The organism is Pseudomonas sp. yb_2, from assembly GCF_043103905.1.
In the GTDB taxonomy this organism is placed as follows: domain Bacteria; phylum Pseudomonadota; class Gammaproteobacteria; order Pseudomonadales; family Pseudomonadaceae; genus Aquipseudomonas; species Aquipseudomonas alloputida.
The window spans coordinates 66,141-85,080 of sequence record NZ_JBICKH010000085.1; the positions used below are offsets into that span (position 1 = coordinate 66,141).

At 62.9% G+C, this 18,940-nt stretch carries 12 protein-coding genes; 9 read left to right on the plus strand and 3 right to left on the minus strand.

Annotated features, from left to right (window positions below; all coding sequences use genetic code 11):
* Window positions 1–6 precede the first annotated feature (6 nt).
* Window positions 7–879 (minus strand): MurR/RpiR family transcriptional regulator, encoded by an 873-nt coding sequence (locus tag ACF8FB_RS24665; RefSeq protein ID WP_012052078.1) that lies wholly within the window; start codon window positions 877–879, stop codon window positions 7–9.
* Window positions 880–1,021: 142 nt separating this feature from the next.
* Here ACF8FB_RS24665 and ACF8FB_RS24670 point away from each other — a divergent pair, with 142 nt between their 5' ends.
* From ACF8FB_RS24670 to ACF8FB_RS24680, 3 genes are all read left to right on the plus strand, one after another.
* A complete protein-coding gene (locus ACF8FB_RS24670) occupies window positions 1,022–2,047 on the plus strand; it encodes an Ldh family oxidoreductase (RefSeq protein WP_392512242.1) in 1,026 nt (341 codons plus the stop codon).
* Between the two features lie 162 nt (window positions 2,048–2,209).
* Window positions 2,210–3,406: an amino acid aminotransferase gene (locus ACF8FB_RS24675; protein WP_103462591.1), complete on the plus strand. Its 1,197-nt coding sequence runs from the start codon at window positions 2,210–2,212 to the stop codon at window positions 3,404–3,406.
* A 285-nt stretch (window positions 3,407–3,691) separates the two neighbouring features.
* Window positions 3,692–4,972, plus strand: a complete 1,281-nt coding sequence (locus ACF8FB_RS24680; RefSeq protein WP_003247731.1) for a serine/threonine transporter — start codon at window positions 3,692–3,694, stop codon at window positions 4,970–4,972.
* Window positions 4,973–5,043: 71 nt separating this feature from the next.
* Here ACF8FB_RS24680 and ACF8FB_RS24685 read toward each other — a convergent pair whose 3' ends face one another.
* On the minus strand, window positions 5,044–6,231 hold the full coding sequence (locus ACF8FB_RS24685) for a Bcr/CflA family efflux MFS transporter (RefSeq protein WP_392509362.1): 1,188 nt from the start codon (window positions 6,229–6,231) through the stop codon (window positions 5,044–5,046).
* A 300-nt stretch (window positions 6,232–6,531) separates the two neighbouring features.
* On the opposite strand from ACF8FB_RS24685, the gene tpx reads away from it, so the two are divergent.
* The 6 genes from tpx to ACF8FB_RS24715 all read left to right on the plus strand — a co-directional run bounded on the left by tpx (window position 6,532) and on the right by ACF8FB_RS24715 (window position 18,585).
* Entirely contained in the window at window positions 6,532–7,032 is a 501-nt protein-coding gene (tpx, locus tag ACF8FB_RS24690) for a thiol peroxidase (protein WP_392512245.1), read from the plus strand.
* A gap of 347 nt (window positions 7,033–7,379) precedes the next feature.
* Complete coding sequence (locus tag ACF8FB_RS24695) at window positions 7,380–8,687, plus strand: MdtA/MuxA family multidrug efflux RND transporter periplasmic adaptor subunit (RefSeq protein WP_392512247.1); 1,308 nt, start codon at window positions 7,380–7,382, stop codon at window positions 8,685–8,687.
* The gene (locus ACF8FB_RS24700) at window positions 8,684–11,782 is read left to right on the plus strand and encodes an MdtB/MuxB family multidrug efflux RND transporter permease subunit (RefSeq protein WP_049587130.1); all 3,099 of its coding nucleotides are present in this window, start codon (window positions 8,684–8,686) and stop codon (window positions 11,780–11,782) included. The genes ACF8FB_RS24695 and ACF8FB_RS24700 overlap by 4 nt, the downstream gene beginning before the upstream one ends.
* The gene (locus tag ACF8FB_RS24705) at window positions 11,779–14,880 is read left to right on the plus strand and encodes an efflux RND transporter permease subunit (RefSeq protein ID WP_392512249.1); all 3,102 of its coding nucleotides are present in this window, start codon (window positions 11,779–11,781) and stop codon (window positions 14,878–14,880) included. Before ACF8FB_RS24700 ends, ACF8FB_RS24705 begins: the two co-directional genes overlap by 4 nt.
* On the plus strand, window positions 14,877–16,367 hold the full coding sequence (locus ACF8FB_RS24710) for an efflux transporter outer membrane subunit (protein WP_010954434.1): 1,491 nt from the start codon (window positions 14,877–14,879) through the stop codon (window positions 16,365–16,367). Before ACF8FB_RS24705 ends, ACF8FB_RS24710 begins: the two co-directional genes overlap by 4 nt.
* A 130-nt stretch (window positions 16,368–16,497) precedes the next feature.
* A complete protein-coding gene (locus ACF8FB_RS24715) occupies window positions 16,498–18,585 on the plus strand; it encodes a putative bifunctional diguanylate cyclase/phosphodiesterase (protein WP_392512251.1) in 2,088 nt (695 codons plus the stop codon).
* Here ACF8FB_RS24715 and ACF8FB_RS24720 read toward each other — a convergent pair.
* Window positions 18,582–18,842 (minus strand): DUF1652 domain-containing protein, encoded by a 261-nt coding sequence (locus tag ACF8FB_RS24720; RefSeq protein WP_003247746.1) that lies wholly within the window; start codon window positions 18,840–18,842, stop codon window positions 18,582–18,584. The two genes, ACF8FB_RS24715 and ACF8FB_RS24720, sit on opposite strands and share 4 nt — an antisense overlap.
* Window positions 18,843–18,940: the final 98 nt, after the last annotated feature.

The window sequence follows — 18,940 nt, forward strand, 5'->3', positions numbered from 1 at the left end:
CTCTTGCTATTGTTGTTTGCCCGTCGACCACGAGGTGTAGCCGACGAATTCGTTATGTAGAGCGGCAGTTGCTTCTAAGCGTTTTTCAACATCCGGTCCGAGCTTCTTGCAGACCTCGTTGACCATCAGATGCACCCACGACAGCATCGTCGAGGTGGATTCCCAGAACAGGTTGAACTCGGTGGGGATGCGGAACACCTCGTCGGCATTGGCATCCGCCCAGTCACAGAAGGTGTCGGTCACCAGGGTGACCGCAATGCCAGCCTCGCGCGCCTTCTGGCACAGCATCAGGGCATGGCGGGAATAACGGCGCGCCTCGAACACCACCAGGGCGCTGTCTTCGGCACGGCCCAGCAGCACTTCGCCGAAGTGCCCGGCGCTGATGTCGACCAGTTGCACGCCATCGCGCAGGTATTGCAGCAGGTGGCTCATGCACATGGCGATGCCGCGCTCGGTCTGGAAGCCGGCGATGAACACCCGCGGCTTGCTCGCCAGGCGTTGCGCCACGTTGTGCCAGGCGGGGCTCTGGCGGTATTCGTGTACGCGCACCAGGGCGGCGATTTCCAGCTCCAGGCTGCCGGCGTTGTCGCTGGCGTCCTGGTTCTGGCGGTAATCTTGCAGGCGATCGCCTACCAGCCACGGGCCATCGCCCAAGTCGTTCTGCAGGTCTTGCTTAAGCGCCTTGAGGTGGGCATAACCCAGTGAGCGACAGTAGCGCCCGACGCTGGATTCGCTGACGCCCAGCTTGGCGGCAATGCTGGCCGAGGTCTGGAACGGCAGTTCGTGCAGGTTGGCAAGCATGTAGGTGGCGATCTTGCGACCCGAGGCAGCGGCCCCTTCGAGGCTGTTTTCCAGGCGTTGCTTGATCAGTTGGCTCATGCTGCGGCTCCAGGGGTGAGGCTTGGGAAGAAAATGAATGTTTTCTGTCATCAAGTCAACATTTGACAGATTGCTGTCACATGAAGGAAAGTTTTTGTCGTTGCAACGCTGTAGCCATTCCAAAATCAACAAGGAGCTTCAGATGTCCGCACCTTCCACCAGCACCGTTGTGCGCGTGCCTTTTCCCGAGCTGCAAAGCCTGTTGCAGGCCATTTTCCAGCGCCATGGGTGCAGCGAGGCCGTGGCCCGGGTGCTGGCCCACAACTGCGCCAGCGCCCAGCGCGATGGCGCCCATAGCCATGGGGTGTTCCGCATGCCCGGTTATGTCTCGACCTTGGCCAGCGGCTGGGTCGATGGCCAGGCCACGCCACAGGTCAGCGACGTGGCCGCCGGCTATGTGCGCGTCGATGCTGCGGGCGGTTTTGCCCAGCCGGCACTGGCGGCGGCTCGTGAGCTGTTGGTGGCCAAGGCGCGCAGCGCAGGCATTGCCGTGCTGGCGATCCACAACTCGCACCATTTCGCTGCGTTGTGGCCGGATGTCGAGCCGTTCGCCGAAGAGGGCCTGGTAGCCCTCAGCGTGGTCAACAGCATGACCTGCGTGGTGCCGCATGGTGCACGCAAGCCGCTGTTCGGTACCAACCCCATCGCGTTCGCTGCGCCTTGCGCCGAGCATGACCCGATCGTTTTCGACATGGCCACCAGTGCCATGGCCCATGGCGATGTGCAGATTGCCGCACGTGCTGGCCAGCAATTGCCGGAGGGCATGGGGGTAGATGCCGATGGCCAGCCGACTACCGACCCGAAGGCGGTCCTGGAAGGCGGGGCCTTGCTGCCATTTGGCGGGCACAAGGGCTCGGCGTTGTCGATGATGGTCGAGCTGCTGGCGGCGGCGCTAACCGGCGGTCATTTCTCCTGGGAGTTCGATTGGTCCGGGCATCCGGGGGCGAAAACGCCATGGACCGGGCAGTTGATCATCGTCATCGACCCGGGCAAGGCCGAAGGCCAGCGGTTTGCCCAGCGCAGCCGCGAGCTGGTGGAGCACATGCAGGCGGTGGGGCTGACGCGCATGCCAGGCGAGCGGCGCTATCGTGAGCGCGAGGTGGCCGAGGAGGAGGGGGTGGCGGTGACCGAGCAGGAGTTGCAAGGCCTGAAAGAGCTGCTTGGCTGATCTGGCCCCTTCGCGGGTTTACCCGCGAAGAAGCCAGCCCTCATCCCGGTCATGCAATGTTGCATAGACAACCTTGCACAATAGTGGATGTTCCTGAACCCGCACTCCGGGTATGCTCAACACTGACTTTCCGTACCGTCCTGATCCAAGGAGCTGCACGCTGTGTTCAAACATGTCGATGCCTATGCCGGCGACCCGATCCTCTCGTTGATGGAAACCTTCAAGGCCGACCCGCGCGCCGACAAGGTCAACCTGAGTATTGGCCTGTACTACGATGAGGCCGGCGTGGTGCCGCAACTGGCGGCGGTGGATGCGGTGGAAAAACGCATTGCCGGTCAGGACCACGAAGCCTCCCTGTACCTGCCAATGGAAGGCCTGGCCAGCTACCGCCAAGCCATCCAGGCGCTGCTGTTCGGTGCTGATCACCCGGCCGTGACCGGCGGTCGTGTGGCCACCGTACAGACCGTGGGTGGCTCCGGCGCCCTGAAAGTCGGTGCCGACTTCCTCAAGCGCTACTTCCCGCAGTCCGAAGTCTGGGTCAGCAACCCGACCTGGGACAACCATCGCGCCATCTTCGAGGGTGCAGGCTTCAAGGTGCACACCTACCCGTACTTCGACCAGGCCACCCGTGGCGTGGACTTCGACGGCATGCTGGCCACCTTGCAGAGCCTGCCGGCCAACAGCGTGGTGCTGCTGCACCCGTGCTGCCACAACCCTACCGGTGCCGATCTGGAGCAGCACCAGTGGCAACAAGTGGTCGAAGTGGTCAAGGCACGCCAGCTGATCCCGTTCCTCGACATCGCTTATCAAGGCTTCGCCGAAGGCCTGGTAGAAGACGCCTACGCCATCCGCGAAATGGCCCGTGCCGGCGTGCCGTGCCTGGTCAGCAACTCCTTCTCGAAAATCTTCTCGCTGTATGGCGAGCGGGTGGGCGGCCTGTCGGTGGTGTGCGATGACGAGGCCACTGCCCAGAGCGTGCTTGGCCAGCTGAAGGCCACCGTGCGCCGCAACTACTCCAGCCCGCCCAACTTCGGCGCCCAGCTGGTTGCCGGCGTACTGAGCGATGCTGGCCTGAATGCCCAGTGGGCCGAAGAAGTCGAAGTGATGCGCAAGCGTATTCTCGACATGCGCCAGGCGCTGGTCGATGCCCTGGCCGTGCTGCTGCCGGGCCAGGACTTCCAGTTCTTCCTGCGCCAGCGCGGCATGTTCAGCTACACCGGCTTTAGCGTCGAGCAGGTACGTCGCCTGCGTGACGAGTTCGGCGTGTACCTGATCGACAGCGGCCGTGTGTGCATGTCCGGCCTGCGCCCGGCCAACCTGCAACGGGTTGCCGAAGCGTTCGCTGCCGTTCAGAAGTAACTCGCCAACGGGCCAACTGCGGCCCCTCCTGTGGGGCGCGGTTGGACTTTGTGGGAGCGGCCCCCAGAGGCTGCCCCACAGGCGCCCAGGCCGCTACATTCCACCGATCGACACCAGCAATGCCTTCCGCTTGTAAAGACAAGTGCAACCGCTCCTCGGAAAAGGGCTTCGCAAGTGCAACCTTTCCGTGCACAATCGCGCCCCTCTTTTCCGGTTGAGTTGGGCGAAACGTCTATTTCGCCATTCTCAGCCTGTTGCAGTCTTGCGAGTGGAGCTTCACCCGGAATGAATGAGCAGGCCCCAAGCGTTGAACAACGCTTTGCAGAATCGACCCCCGCCGCCCTCGGCACCTGGGCGCGTCACGACACCACCTGGATGCTGGGCCTGTTCGGCACAGCCATCGGCGCCGGGACACTGTTCCTGCCGATCAACGCCGGCCTTGGCGGCTTCTGGCCGCTGCTGATCCTGGCCGTGCTGGCCTTCCCGATGACCTATTTCGCCCATCGCGGGCTGACCCGTTTCGTCCTTTCCGGGCGCGATGGCAGCGACATCACCGAAGTGGTCAAGGAGCATTTCGGCATCACCGCCGGTGCCTCGATCACCGTGCTGTACTTCTTCGCCATCTTCCCGATCCTGCTTATCTACAGCGTGGCGCTGACCAACACCGTGTCCAGCTTCATGGAACACCAGCTGCACATGCAGCCGCCACCACGGGCAATCCTGTCATTCGTGCTGATCCTCGGCCTGCTGGCCATCGTGCGCTGCGGGGAGCAGGCCACGGTCAAGGTCATGAGCCTGCTGGTCTACCCGTTCATCGTTGCGCTGGCGTTGCTGGGCCTGTACCTGGTGCCGCACTGGACCGGTGGCATTCTCGACAGCGCCACAGAGGTGCCGCCGGCCTCGGCCTTCCTGCACACCCTGTGGCTGGCCATTCCGGTGATGGTGTTCTCGTTCAACCATTCGCCGATCATCTCGGCCTTTGCCGTCGACCAGAAGCGCCGTTACGGCGCGCACGCCGACGAGCGCAGCGGCCAGATCCTGCGTCGTGCCCACCTGTTGATGGTGGTGATGGTGCTGTTCTTCGTGTTCAGCTGCGTGCTCACCCTGAGCAGCGCCCAGCTGGCCGAAGCCAAGGCGCAGAACCTGTCGATCCTGTCGTACCTGGCCAACCACTTCAGCAACCCGACCATCGCGTTCGCTGCGCCGTTGATCGCCTTCGTGGCCATCGCCAAGTCGTTCCTCGGCCACTATATCGGTGCCAGCGAAGGCCTGAAGGGCATCATCGCCAAGACCGGTGCGCGCCCAGGCGCCAAGGCCCTGGACCGCGTGGTTGCCGCACTGATGCTGGTGGTGTGCTGGATCGTCGCCACGCTCAACCCGAGCATTCTCGGCATGATCGAGTCGCTCGGCGGCCCGATTCTCGCGGTGCTGTTGTTCCTGATGCCGATGTACGCCATTCGCCGAGTGCCATCGATGCGCAAGTACAGCGGTGCGGCCTCCAACGTGTTCGTCGTTGTGGTCGGCCTGGTTGCGCTGACTTCGGTGGTGTACGGCCTTGTAAGCTGATTCACCCGTTTCATTCAAGAATGCCCGGGTCGCTTGTCGCCACCCGGGTATTTTTTTGCCTGATCAAGGTTTCAGCAGCGTTGCATTCCATCATCCTTGGTGCATGCAAGCAGCCACCCTCCGCACAGGCTGGCCACCACGAACAGCACGCCCAAGCCGGCCGGTAGCTCGCTTTCCAAACCTGCGACCACACTGCTCGTGAAACCGGCACCGGCGAACAGCAATGTCGTATTGAGCGACGCTGCCGCACCTGCCTGACGCGGATAGCGCGCCAAAGCCTGGGTCGTTGCGGCGGGGCGTACCAGGGTTGTCCCGGTGGTACAGACAATCATCGGCAGTAGAGCCCCCAGCACAGATAAACCTGCCACCCATTCCCACATCAAAAGGGTGATGCCCGCAGTACTTATAAGCAGCAAGCCTGCTTTTATTTGAGTTTGCGGGCTTACGCGACTGTTCAGGTAGGCCGCAGCCATGCCGCCGACGATGTATGCCAACCCATAGCCGATAAAGACCAGAGAGAATTGATAGGCCGTCAGCTCCAGCCTGCCCATCAGCAGCAAGGGTGCTATGACGATAAAGGAAAAATGGCAGGCAAAGGCGAGGCTGGAGAGCATGGAATGCGCGAGATAGTCCGTGTCTCGCAGCATCACCCGATAACTGGACATGCTTGGCGCCCGGTCATGCGACGCAGGTGTGTCATGGAGCAGCACACACGATAAAAGTGAAACGATTGCAGCGATGATCACGAATACCGTAAAGCTGGCCTCCCAGCCAAAGGACTGTTGAAGAAAGGCACCTGCCAGCGGTGACAGGGAGATGAACAACCCGCTCGCGCTTGTTAACAGGATGCGCATGGCATTGCGTTGTGTACCGCTGTAGAGGTCCTGCACAAGCGCCTGGCCTAGCACGAGGCTGCCGCAACCCAGGGCCTGCACCAAGCGAAAGGCCATGAACGTTTCATAATGAGTTGAAAATACGCAACCGAGCGCCCCCACAATGGATACGCTCAACCCAGCGAGCAACAAACGCTTGCGCCCGATGCCATCCGACAGTGGGCCGATCACGATTTGCGCCATGGCCACACCAACAGCAAAAAAGCTCACTGAGTACGCAATCTGTTTTGTGTCGACCCGAAACTCATCTGAGAGCGCAGGGAATGATGGGAGGATCACGTCCAGAGGAAACACACCCAGCAGACATAACAAAATCAGCAACGTCGAGCACAGGTGGCGCCGGAGCGAACCAGCGGGGCGGTTCATGCCATTAACTCCTCGATTGGAACTGCAAGAAATAGCTTTCGTCATCCAGTAAATCAGTACGCTAAAGATGTACAAGGTGAGCTTGGTAGCGAAACTTCCGATAGAGGTGTAGGAATTGTATGGAGAGGTCGGGATGGGCGTTCGGCAGCGGTGAGGCAACTGGCCATAACCGCGGCTATCGGCATTTTTTGTCCACAAAAATCGTCCGGCAATGGAACAATTTCACCTGCCCCCATAGGCACCCGGCTGCCTTCATGCTTAACTCAGTGTCCTTTTCAAACCCCGCATAAGGATTTCGTCATGGCTCAAGTGACTCTCAAAGGCAACCCGGTCCAGGTCAACGGCAACCTGCCACAGGCCGGCGCCCAGGCTCCGGCTTTCTCCCTGGTAGGTGAAGGCCTGGCTGACAAGTCGCTGAAAGACTACGCCGGCAAGCGCAAGGTGCTGAATATCTTCCCAAGCGTCGATACCCCGACCTGCGCCACCTCGGTGCGCAAGTTCAACGCCCAGGCCAACGACGTTGCCAACACCGTGGTGCTGTGCATCTCGGCTGACCTGCCGTTCGCCCAGGCACGTTTCTGCGGCGCCGAAGGGCTGGACAATGTGAAGAACCTGTCGACCCTGCGTGGCCGCGAGTTCCTCGAGAACTACGGCGTAGCCATCGCCGACGGCCCGCTGGCCGGCCTGGCCGCCCGCGCCGTGGTGGTGCTGGACGAGAACGACAAGGTGCTGCACAGCGAACTGGTTGGCGAAATTGCTGACGAGCCGAACTACGAGGCGGCGCTGGCTGTACTGAGGTAAGGATTGCGTGGGGCAGGGCGGGCGTCTGTAGCCTGTGCTGGCCTCTTCGCGGGTAAACCCGCTCCTACAACGTGCGGCACAGTTTTCAAAGGCTGTGACATCCCCGTAGGAGCGGGTTCACCCGCGAAAGGGCCAGACCAGGCAACCGAACCTTCAGGCCCGCCACCGCTCCAAGCAACACCCTGTAACGGCCCGGAACACGTTCCGGGCCGTTTTCATTTAAAATTCCGCCTCTTGGCAACGTCAGGCAAAGGTAAACCTCTGGTAAAGGCCCTTTGCTAAAACGATGGCAGTGCTTATCGTTCATCCTCCTCAAGTCGTCATTCCGAACAAGGTTCGTTCAACCCATGCAAGCGTCCAATTCCCGTTCCCTTCGTCGCTGGCTCGTCGGCCTGCTGATCCTGCTGCTGGTGGCTGCACTAGCCTGGTGGCTGTGGCCCGCAGCGACGCCTGCGCATAAAGAAGCCGGTGGCGTGCGCGGTGGCAAGGGCATGGGCATGATCGGTGGCCGCCCAGGTTTTGGCGGCTCCAGCGACCCGGTACCCGTACGCGTCGTGCCGGTGCGGATAGGCGACTTCCCCCTCTACTACAAAGCCTTGGGCACGGTTACCGCGACCAATACGGTCAATGTGCGCAGCCGCGTGGCTGGCGAACTGGTGAAAATCCACTTCAAGGAAGGCCAGCGCGTCAAGGCTGGCGACCTGCTGGCCGAAATCGACCCGCGCCCTTATCGCATCGCCCTGCAGCAGGCCGAAGGCACCTTGGCGCAGAACCAGGCACAGTTGAAGAACGCTCAGGTCGACCTGGCCCGCTATAAAGGCCTGTACGCTGAAGACAGCATCGCCAAGCAAACACTGGACACCGCCGAAGCCCAGGTTGCGCAGTTCCAGGGGCTGGTCAAGACCAATCAGGCACAGGTCAACGACGCCCGCCTGAACCTCGATTTCACCCAGATCCGTGCGCCCATCAGTGGCCGTGTGGGCCTGCGCCAGCTCGATCTGGGCAACCTGGTGGCCGCCAACGACACCACCGCGCTGGTGGTGATCACCCAGACCGAGCCGATCAACGTCGCCTTCACCCTGCCGGAAACCGAACTGAGCACTGTGCTGGAGCGCTACCGCAGTGGCGCCAGCCTGCCGGTCGAGGCCTGGGACCGCGGTGACAGCAAGCTGCAATCCACCGGTGTGCTGGGCAGCATCGACAACCAGATCGACACCACCACCGGCACGCTTAAGTTCAAAGGCCGTTTCGAGAACAAGGACCTGGCCCTGTTCCCCAACCAGTTCGTCAACGTGCGCTTGCTGGCCGACACCCTCAAACAGGTGGTCATGGCCCCGGCCGCGGCCATCCAGTTTGGCAACGATGGCACCTTCGCCTATGTGGTCAATGAGCAGAGCACCGTCAATGTCCGCAAGCTGAAGGTGGGTGTCAGCGATGGCGAGAACAGCGTCATTCTCGACGGCTTGAAGGCCGGCGACCGTCTGGTGCTGGAAGGCACCGACCGCCTGCGCGAAGGCACCAAGGTGGAAGTGGTCGAAGACAGCTCGCAAGTGCCGACTAGCCCGGGCCAGCACCTGCAAGGGCAGGAAGCCAAGGGCGCGGCGCAAACAGGTGAAGCACAACCCGGCAACGCAGCAGGCAAGGCGGGCGCATGAACCTCTCGCGCCTGTTCATCCTGCGCCCGGTCGCCACCACGCTGAGCATGCTGGCCATCGTGCTGGCCGGCCTGATCGCCTACAAGTTGCTGCCGGTTTCCGCCTTGCCGCAGGTGGATTACCCGACCATTCGCGTCATGACCCTGTACCCCGGCGCCAGCCCGCAGGTGATGACCAGCGCCGTCACCGCGCCGCTGGAACGCCAGTTCGGCCAGATGCCGGGCCTGGAACAGATGGCCTCGACCAGTTCTGGCGGTGCGTCGGTGCTGACCTTGCGTTTCAACCTCGACATGAACATGGACGTTGCCGAGCAACAGGTGCAGGCCGCGATCAACGCCGCCAGCAACCTGCTGCCCAGTGACCTGCCGGCACCGCCGGTGTACAACAAGGTCAACCCGGCCGACACCCCGGTGCTGACCCTGGCCATCTCCAGCAAGACCATGCCGCTGCCCAAGCTCAACGACCTGGTCGATACCCGCGTGGCGCAAAAGCTTGCGCAAATCAGCGGCGTGGGCATGGTCAGCATTGCCGGTGGCCAGCGCCAGGCGGTACGCATCAAGGTCAACGTCGACGCCCTGGCGGCCAATGGCTTGAATCTGGATGACGTGCGCACGCTGATCGGTGCCTCCAACGTCAACCAGCCCAAAGGCAACTTCGACGGCCCGACCCGGGTGTCGATGCTCGATGCCAACGACCAGCTGCGCTCTCCCGAGGAGTACGCCAACCTGATCCTGGCCTACAACAACGGTGCGCCGCTGCGCCTGAAGGATGTGGCCGAAATCGTCGACGGCGCCGAGAACGAGCGGCTGGCCGCCTGGGCGAACGAGAACCATGCAGTGCTGCTGAACATCCAGCGTCAGCCGGGCGCCAACGTGATCGAAGTGGTCGACCGCATCAAGGGCTTGCTGCCGTCGATCACCGACAACCTGCCGGCGGGCCTCGATGTATCGGTGCTGACCGACCGCACCCAGACCATCCGCGCTGCGGTCAAGGACGTGCAGCACGAACTGCTGATCGCCATCGTTCTGGTGGTGATGGTCACCTTCGTTTTCCTGCGCCGTTTCAGCGCCACCCTCATTCCGTCGATTGCCGTGCCACTGTCGCTGATCGGGACGTTCGGGGTCATGTACCTGGCCGGGTTCTCGGTCAACAATCTGACACTCATGGCCCTGACCATCGCCACCGGCTTTGTGGTCGATGATGCCATAGTCATGCTGGAGAACATCTCCCGGCATATCGAAGAGGGCGAGACGCCCATGCAGGCGGCACTCAAGGGCGCCCGACAGATTGGCTTCACCCTGATTTCGCTGACCTTCTCGCTGATTGCGGTCCTGATCCCGTTGCTGTTCATGGCGGACGTGGTCGGTCGCCTGTTCCGCGAGTTCGCCATCACGCTGGCAGTGGCCATTCTGATTTCCCTGGTGGTGTCCCTGACCCTGACGCCGATGATGTGCGCGCGTCTGCTCAAGCGCGAGCCCAAGGAAGAAGAACAAGGCCGCTTCTACCGCGCCAGTGGCGCCTGGATCGACTGGCTGATCCAGCACTACGGCAGTGCCCTGCAGTGGGTGCTCAAGCATCAGCCGCTGACCTTGCTGGTGGCGGTGGCCAGCCTGGTGCTCACGGTGTTCCTGTACATGGTCGTGCCCAAGGGCTTCTTCCCGGTGCAGGATACCGGGGTGATCCAGGGTATTTCCGAAGCGCCGCAGTCCACCTCGTTCGCTGCCATGAGCGAACGTCAGCAGGCCCTGAGCAAGGTCATCCTGCAAGACCCGGCCGTGCAGAGCCTGTCGTCCTACATTGGCGTAGACGGCGACAACGCCACGCTCAACAGTGGTCGCCTGCTGATCAACCTCAAGCCCCACGGCGAACGCGATGTCAGCGCCAGCGAAGTGATCAGCCGCCTGCAGCCGCAGGTCGACCGGCTGGTGGGCATCCGCCTGTTCATGCAGCCGGTGCAAGACCTCAGCATCGAGGACCGGGTCAGCCGGACCCAGTACCAGTTCAGCCTGTCGTCGCCGGACGCCGACCTGCTGGCGCAGTGGAGCGGCAAGCTGGTGCAGGCGCTGCAGCAGCGCCCGGAACTGGCCGATGTGGCCAGCGACCTGCAGGACAAGGGCTTGCAGGTGTACCTGGTAATCGACCGTGACATGGCCAGCCGCCTGGGGATCAGCGTCTCGCAGATCACCAATGCCCTGTACGACGCCTTCGGCCAGCGGCAGATCTCGACCATCTACACCCAGGCCAGCCAGTACCGCGTGGTGTTGCAGTCCAGTGACGCCGCCACGATCGGCCCGCAGGCGCTGGAGTCGATCCACGTCAAGGCCACCGATGGCGGCCAGGTGCGCCTTTCGGCGCTGGCGCGGATCGAGCAGCGTCAAGCGCAGCTGGCTATTTCCCACATCGGCCAGTTCCCGGCTGTGACCTTGTCGTTCAACCTGGCCCACGGCGCGTCGCTGGGCGAAGCCGTGCAGGTGATCGAGCAGGTGCAGAAGGACATCGGCATGCCGCTGGGTGTGCAGACCCGCTTCCAGGGTGCGGCGGAGGCCTTCCAGGCGTCGCTGTCGAGTACCCTGCTGCTGATTCTGGCGGCGGTGGTGACCATGTACATCGTGCTGGGGGTGCTGTACGAAAGCTACATCCACCCGATCACCATCCTCTCGACCCTGCCGTCGGCGGCGGTCGGTGCCTTGCTGGCCTTGCTCATCAGCGGTAACGACCTGGGCATGATCGCCATCATCGGCATCATCCTGCTGATCGGTATCGTCAAGAAGAACGCGATCATGATGATCGACTTCGCCCTGGAGGCCGAGCGCAATCAGGGCATGAGCCCGCGCGATGCCATCTACCAGGCGGCGTTGCTGCGCTTCCGGCCGATCCTGATGACCACCCTGGCCGCGTTGTTTGGTGCGGTGCCGCTGATGCTTGCCACCGGTTCGGGCGCCGAGCTGCGCCAGCCACTGGGCCTGGTGATGGTCGGCGGGTTGCTGGTCAGCCAGGTGCTGACGCTGTTCACCACTCCGGTCATCTACCTGTACTTCGATCGCCTGGCCCGCCGCCTGCGCCCGGCCACTGACGTGAAGCAGGCCCAGGCATGAACCTGTCCGGGCCTTTCATTCGTCGCCCGGTGGCGACCATGCTGTTGAGCCTGGCGATCATGCTGCTGGGCGGGGTCAGCTTTGGCTTGCTGCCGGTGGCGCCTCTGCCGCAAATGGACTTCCCGGTGATCGTGGTGTCGGCGAACCTGTCTGGTGCCAGCCCCGAGGTCATGGCGTCCACCGTGGCCACACCGCTGGAGCGCAAGCTGGGCAGCATCGCCGGCGTCACCACGCTCACCAGCAGCTCCAACCAGGGTTCGACACGGGTAGTCATCGGCTTCGAGTTGGGCCGTGATGGCGCAGCCCGTGAGGTTCAAGCGGCGATCAACGCTACCCGCAACCTGCTGCCCAGTGGCATGCGCAGCATGCCCACCTACAAGAAGATCAACCCGTCGCAGGCGCCGATCATGGTGCTGTCGCTGACTTCGGATGTGTTGCAGAAAGGCCAGCTGTATGACCTGGCCGACACCATCCTTTCACAGAGCCTGGCTCAGGTGTCGGGGGTAGGGGAGGTGCAGATCGGTGGCAGTTCGCTGCCGGCCGTGCGCATTGCCGTCGAGCCGCAACTGCTCAACCAGTACAACCTGTCGCTGGACGAAGTGCGCACCGCAGTATCCAACGCCAACCAGCGCCGGCCCATGGGCTTTGTCGAAGACGCCGAGCGCAACTGGCAGGTGCGGGCCAACGACCAGTTGGAAAGCGCCAAGGATTACGAGCCGGTGGTGATTCGCCAACAGAACGGCACCATTCTGCGCCTGTCTGACGTGGCGACCGTCACCGACGGCGTTGAAAACCGTTACAACAGCGGCTTCTTCAACGACCAGGCAGCGGTGCTGCTGGTGGTCAACCGCCAGACCGGCGCCAACATCATCGAAACGGTCGACCAGATCAAGGCGCAGCTTCCGGCACTGCAGTCGTTGCTGCCAGCCAGCGTGCAACTGAACGTGGCCATGGACCGCTCGCCCGTGATCAAGGCCACCCTCAAAGAGGCCGAGCACACCCTGCTGATCGCCGTGGTGCTGGTGATCCTGGTGGTCTACCTGTTCCTCGGCAGCCTGCGCGCCTCGCTGATCCCCAGCCTGGCGGTGCCGGTATCGCTGGTGGGCACGTTCGCAGTCATGTACGTGTGCGGTTTCTCGCTCAACAACCTGTCGCTGATGGCGCTGATCCTTGCCACCGGGCTGGTGGTGGACGATGCCATCGTGGTGCTGGAAAACATCTCCAGGCATATCGAGAACGGCCAGCCACCGATGAAGGCGGCCTTCCTGGGCGCCAAGGAGGTGGGCTTCACCTTGCTGTCGATGAACGTGTCGCTGGTGGCGGTGTTCGTCTCCATCCTGTTCATGGGCGGCATCGTGCGCAACCTGTTCCAGGAGTTTTCCATCACCCTGGCGGCGGCGATCATTGTCTCGCTGGTAGTGTCGCTCACCCTTACACCGATGCTCTGCGCCCGCTGGCTCAAGCCGCAACAGGCCGAGCAGACACGCCTGCAGCGCTGGAGCGACACGCTGCATCAGCGCATGGTTGCTGCCTATGACCACAGCCTGGGCTGGGCCCTGCGCCACAAGCGGCTGACCCTGCTCAGCCTGCTGGCCACCATCGGCATCAACATCGCCCTGTACGTGGTGGTGCCCAAGACGCTGATGCCCCAGCAGGATACCGGCCAGTTGATGGGCTTCATCCGGGGTGACGACGGCCTGTCGTTCACGGTGATGCAGCCGAAGATGGAAATCTACCGCCGCGCCTTGCTGGCCGACCCGGCAGTACAGAGCGTCGCCGGTTTCATCGGTGGCAACAGCGGTACCAACAACGCCTTTGTGCTGGTGCGCCTGAAACCGATCAGCGAGCGCAAGATCGACGCGCAGAAGGTGATCGAGCGCCTGCGCAAGGAACTGCCCAAGGTGCCCGGCGGGCGCCTGTTCCTGATGGCTGACCAGGACCTGCAACTGGGGGGTGGTGGGCGTGACCAGACCTCTTCTCAGTACCTGTATACCCTGCAAAGCGGCGACCTGGCGGCGTTGCGCGAATGGTTTCCCAAGGTGGTCGCGGCGCTGCGTGCACTGCCTGAGCTGACCGCCATCGACGCCCGCGATGGTGCCGGTACCCAACAGGTGACGCTGGTGGTCGACCGTGACCAGGCCAAGCGCCTGGGCATCGACATGGACATGGTCACCGCAGTACTGAACAACGCCTACAGCCAGCGGCAGATCTCCACCATCTACGACAGCCTCAACCAGTACCAGGTGGTGCTGGAGATCAACCCCAAATACGCCTGGGACCCGAGCACGCTGGAGCAAGTGCAGGTGATCACCGCCGACGGCGCCCGGGTGCCGCTGTCGACCATCGCCCACTACGAGAACAGCCTGGCCAACGACCGGGTCAGCCACGAAGGCCAGTTCGCTTCGGAAGACATCGCCTTCGACGTCGCCGAGGGCTACAGCCCCGACCAGGCCATGGCGGCACTGGAGCGCGCGGTGGCCAAACTGGGCCTGCCCGAGGAGGTGATTGCCAAGCTCGGCGGCACTGCCGATGCCTTTGCCCAGACCCAGCAGGGCCAGCCATTCATGATTCTTGGCGCACTGCTGCTGGTGTACCTGGTGCTGGGCATTCTGTATGAAAGCTACATACACCCGCTGACCATTCTCTCGACACTGCCTTCGGCGGGCGTCGGTGCCTTGCTGGCGCTGTACGTCACCGGTGGCGAGTTCAGCCTGATCTCGTTGCTGGGGCTGTTCCTGTTGATCGGGGTGGTGAAAAAGAATGCCATCCTGATGATCGACCTGGCCTTGCAGCTGGAGCGCCATCAGGGCTTTTCGCCGGAAGAGTCGATCCGCCGGGCCTGCCTGCTGCGCCTGCGGCCGATCCTGATGACCACCCTGGCGGCGATCCTTGGCGCATTGCCGTTGCTGCTGAGCCAGGCTGAAGGCGCAGAAATGCGTCAGCCGCTGGGCCTGACCATCATCGGTGGCCTGGTGTTCAGCCAGATCCTCACCCTTTATACGACGCCGGTGGTTTACCTGTACCTGGACCGCCTGCGCCACCGTTTCAACCGTTGGCGCGGCGTGCGTACCGACGCCGCTCTGGAAACCCCGCTATGACTTTTGCCCAGACCCCACTTCACCGTGCCCTGCAAGCACTGACCCGTGGCCGTGGCTCGCGCCTGCTCGGTGCCGGGTTGTGCGTGGCCTTGCTCAGTGCCTGTACCCTGAGCCCCGACTACCACCGCCCCGAGCTGAACAGCACGGCGGCGCAGTTCAAGCACGCCGAAGGCTGGACCCAGGCCTCGCCGTCCGACGCCATCGCCCGCGGCGCCTGGTGGGAAATCTACGGCGATGCCGGGCTCAATGCGCTGGTCGAAGAGCTCAACCGCAGCAACCAGACCGTGGCGCAATCAGAAGCCCAGTATCGCCAGGCCCAGGCGCTGGTGCGCAGCAGCCGTGCGGCGCTGTTCCCCAGCCTGGACCTGAGCACCAGCAAGAACCGCTCGGCGCAGGGCACCGGCAGCTCCAGTTCCAGCCTGTCCAATAACAGCAGCGGCATTCGCAACACCTACAACGCGCAGTTGGGCGTGAGCTGGGAGATCGACCTGTGGGGCAAGCTGCGCGAAACCCTGAATGCCAACGAGGCCAGTGCCGAAGCCAGTTTCGCCGACCTTGCGTCGATCCGCTTGAGCCAACAGTCGGAACTGGTGCAGAACTACCTGCAATTGCGGGTGATCGATGAGCAGAAGCGCTTGCTGGAAGCCACCGTGGCGGCTTATGAGCGCTCGCTGCGAATGAACGAAAACCAGTACCGCGCCGGTGTCGCCGGCCCGGATGCCGTGGCCCAGGCCCGTACGCAGCTCAAAAGTACCCAGGCTGACCTGATTGACCTGATCTGGCAGCGTGCGCAGTTCGAAAACGCCATCGCCGTGCTGCTGGGCAAGGCTCCGGCCGACTTCGCCCTGGCCGACAGCAAGGCGATTCCCGCGTTGCCGCAAATACCGGTTTCGCTGCCTTCGCAGCTGCTGGAGCGGCGCCCGGACATCGCTGCAGCCGAACGCAACGTGATGGCGGCCAACGCCAACATCGGGGTGTCGCGGGCAGCCTATTTCCCGGACCTCAGCCTGAGCATGAGTGGCGGTTATTCCAGCAGCAGCTTCAGCAACTGGATCGAGCTGCCCAACCGCTACTGGTCGGTAGGCCCGCAGCTGGCGCTGACCCTGTTCGACGCCGGCAAACGCAGCGCCGAGGTCGACCGCACGGTGGCCGTGTATGACCAGACGGTGGCGCAGTACCGCCAGACCGTGCTGGACGGTTTCAGGGAAGTGGAAAACCTGCTGGTTCAGCTGAAGGTGTATGGCGATGAAGCCGTGGTGCGCCAAGAGGCGCTTGATGCTGCCCGCGAGTCGTTGCGCCTGACCGAGAACCAGTACCGCGCCGGGCTGATCGGCTATCTGGATGTGGTCAACGTGCAAACCACGGCGCTGAGCAACGAGCGCAGCGTGCTGAACCTGCTGCAAGGGCGCCTGGTGGCCAGTGTGCAACTGGTGGCTGCGTTGGGCGGCGGCTGGGATGCAGAGCAGGCGTTTGCCGAGCAGAATTGACCACGCGCAAGGGCGGGGCGCTGGGGTTATTGGATCCATTCCCATTCGCAAAAACCCCGTGCGTTTCGCTTAAGCTTGAGTACAATCGTCAGCTTTTGCCGGGCCCCCTTTCCCGGCGCTGGAACTCTCAATGCTGACCGGTAGCTACTCCTCTTCGCTGGTGCTGATTTCGCTGTGCGTGGCGATCCTGGCATCCTATACCGCCCTTGACCTGACCGGCCGCATCGCCACGGCCAAGGGCCGCGCTGCCTGCCTGTGGATGGGCGGCGGTGCGTTGGCCATGGGCATCGGTGTGTGGTCGATGCACTTCATTGGCATGCTTGCCTTCAGCTTGCCCATCGACTTGGGGTACGACCTGGCCCTGACCGCGTTCTCGCTGCTGATCGCTGTGCTGTCCTCGGGCTTTGCCTTGTGGCTGGTCAGCCAGCCGAGCCTGCCAGCGCTGCAGTTGGGGTTTGGCGCGCTGATCATGGGCGCCGGTATCGCTTGCATGCACTACACCGGCATGGCTGCCCTGCGCATGCTGCCGGGCATCGATTACGACCCGACGTTGTTCGGTGCTTCGCTGCTGATTGCCGTAGGCGCCTCGGCGGCGGCATTGTGGATCGCGTTCCGCCTGCGCAGACACACCCCCTATGTACGGCAGATCCGCGGCCTGGCGGCGGTGGTCATGGGCGTTGCCATCGTGGGCATGCATTACACCGGCATGGCAGCGGCGAACTTCCCCGAGGGCAGCTTTTGCGGCGCGCTGGGCGGCGGGTTGCAGGGGGACAGCCTGGTTTACCTAGTGCTGATCACCACGCTGGCAGTACTGGCAGTGGCTTTGCTGACTTCGGTGCTGGACGCGCGTCTCGAGGCACGTACAGCCGAGTTGGCCCGTTCGCTGACCTTGGCCAACCAGGAACTGACCCAACTGGCCTTGCACGACACCCTCACCGATCTGCCCAACCGTACCCTGCTGGCCGATCGCATCGAACAGGCCATCGCCAAAGTGGCGGAGCAGGGCGGCTGTTTTGCCCTGATGTTCATTGATCTGGACGGTTTCAAACCCGTCAACGATGCCTTTGGCCATCATATCGGTGACCTTCTGCTCAAAGCGGTAGCGGCCCGCCTGCGCGGCCACCTGCACAGCCAGGACACGCTGGCACGGATTGGCGGTGACGAATTCGTGCTGCTGGTGGAACTGCAGGAGCCGAACGATGCCATGGACGTGGCGGTCAAGCAGGTCAACCTGGTGTCCCGGCCTTTCCGCGTGGCCGAGCACGACCTGCAACTGTCGGCGAGCCTGGGCATCGTCCTGTATCCGGGCAACGGCCAGGACCAGCACGAGCTGCTGCGTAACGCCGACGCTGCCATGTACCATGCCAAGAGCGCCGGCAAGAACGGTTACAGCTTCTTCGATGTGTCGATGAACAGCGATGCGCGCCAGCAGTTGCAGCTGCTGCAGGACTTGCGCCTGGCGCTGGAGCAGCGCCAGTTCCGCTTGCATTACCAGCCCAAGTTCGACGCCCAGGCCTGCCAACCGATCGGTGCCGAAGCGTTGCTGCGCTGGGAGCACCCGCAGCAGGGCCTGCTGCTGCCTGACCGCTTCATCGGCCTGGCGGAAAAGACCGGCCTGATCATTCCCATTGGTGAGTGGGTACTCACTGAGGCCTGCCGTCAGATGCGTCAGTGGCTGGACCAGGGGCACCATGGCTGGCGCATGGCGGTGAACCTGTCGGCCATCCAGTTCTGCCATACCGGTCTGGTCGACAGCGTGGCCCGCGCCCTGCAGCAGAACGGCTTGCCAGCCAACTGCCTGACACTGGAAATTACCGAAACCACCGCCATGCACGATGCCGACGCCAGCCTGACCGTGCTGCAGCGCCTGTCCGACATGGGCGTGGACTTGTCCATTGATGACTTTGGTACGGGCTATTCCAGCCTGATGTACCTCAAGCGCCTGCCAGCCAACGAGCTGAAAATCGACCGCGGCTTCGTACGCGACCTGGAGCAGGACAGTGACGATGCAGCGATTGTTTCGGCAATTGTCGCATTGGGCCAGGCATTGGGCCTGCGTATCGTTGCCGAGGGGGTTGAAACCGACAAGCAGCAGGACTTCCTGACCCGTCTGGGGTGTGATTCGTTGCAGGGCTACCTGCTGGGCCAGCCCGTGCCGGCCGAGCAGTTCATGAGCAAGTTGCAGGCCATGGGCCCGGAACTCACTGCTGCGGGCTAGACTGCATCGCGCAAGGTAAAGGCGGGTATGAAGGCATCCATTTCCGCCTCGACGGCCTCGATGATGCGCTCTACATCGGCGGCGGCCATGATCGCTGCACAGGGGATACCCGCAATCGCCAGCAGGGTTTCACCGCTGGCGCGGTCGAACAGCCGCGCGACCATGCTGCGTGGCGCATCCATGCTGGCCTCGAAGCCCAACGGATGGAAATGCCAGCGCATCACCTGGCAGGCGTTGGGGAACGTCATCTTGTTCATGCCAACCTCCTTGTCCGTACCTGGACGTGATGAGCGGGTGGCCACATCGATGCGGCCGCCGGGAAACTAAAGATAGCACCTGCTAGGCGCAATTTTCG

Coding starts and splice junctions, on each gene's coding strand:
- ACF8FB_RS24665 (WP_012052078.1), bottom strand. CDS start 879: ATGAGCCAACTGATCAAGCAACGCCTGGAAAACAGCCTCGAAGGGGCC.
- ACF8FB_RS24670 (WP_392512242.1), top strand. CDS start 1,022: ATGTCCGCACCTTCCACCAGCACCGTTGTGCGCGTGCCTTTTCCCGAG.
- ACF8FB_RS24680 (WP_003247731.1), top strand. CDS start 3,692: ATGAATGAGCAGGCCCCAAGCGTTGAACAACGCTTTGCAGAATCGACC.
- ACF8FB_RS24685 (WP_392509362.1), bottom strand. CDS start 6,231: ATGAACCGCCCCGCTGGTTCGCTCCGGCGCCACCTGTGCTCGACGTTG.
- tpx (WP_392512245.1), top strand. CDS start 6,532: ATGGCTCAAGTGACTCTCAAAGGCAACCCGGTCCAGGTCAACGGCAAC.
- ACF8FB_RS24695 (WP_392512247.1), top strand. CDS start 7,380: ATGCAAGCGTCCAATTCCCGTTCCCTTCGTCGCTGGCTCGTCGGCCTG.
- ACF8FB_RS24700 (WP_049587130.1), top strand. CDS start 8,684: ATGAACCTCTCGCGCCTGTTCATCCTGCGCCCGGTCGCCACCACGCTG.
- ACF8FB_RS24705 (WP_392512249.1), top strand. CDS start 11,779: ATGAACCTGTCCGGGCCTTTCATTCGTCGCCCGGTGGCGACCATGCTG.
- ACF8FB_RS24710 (WP_010954434.1), top strand. CDS start 14,877: ATGACTTTTGCCCAGACCCCACTTCACCGTGCCCTGCAAGCACTGACC.
- ACF8FB_RS24715 (WP_392512251.1), top strand. CDS start 16,498: ATGCTGACCGGTAGCTACTCCTCTTCGCTGGTGCTGATTTCGCTGTGC.
- ACF8FB_RS24720 (WP_003247746.1), bottom strand. CDS start 18,842: ATGAACAAGATGACGTTCCCCAACGCCTGCCAGGTGATGCGCTGGCAT.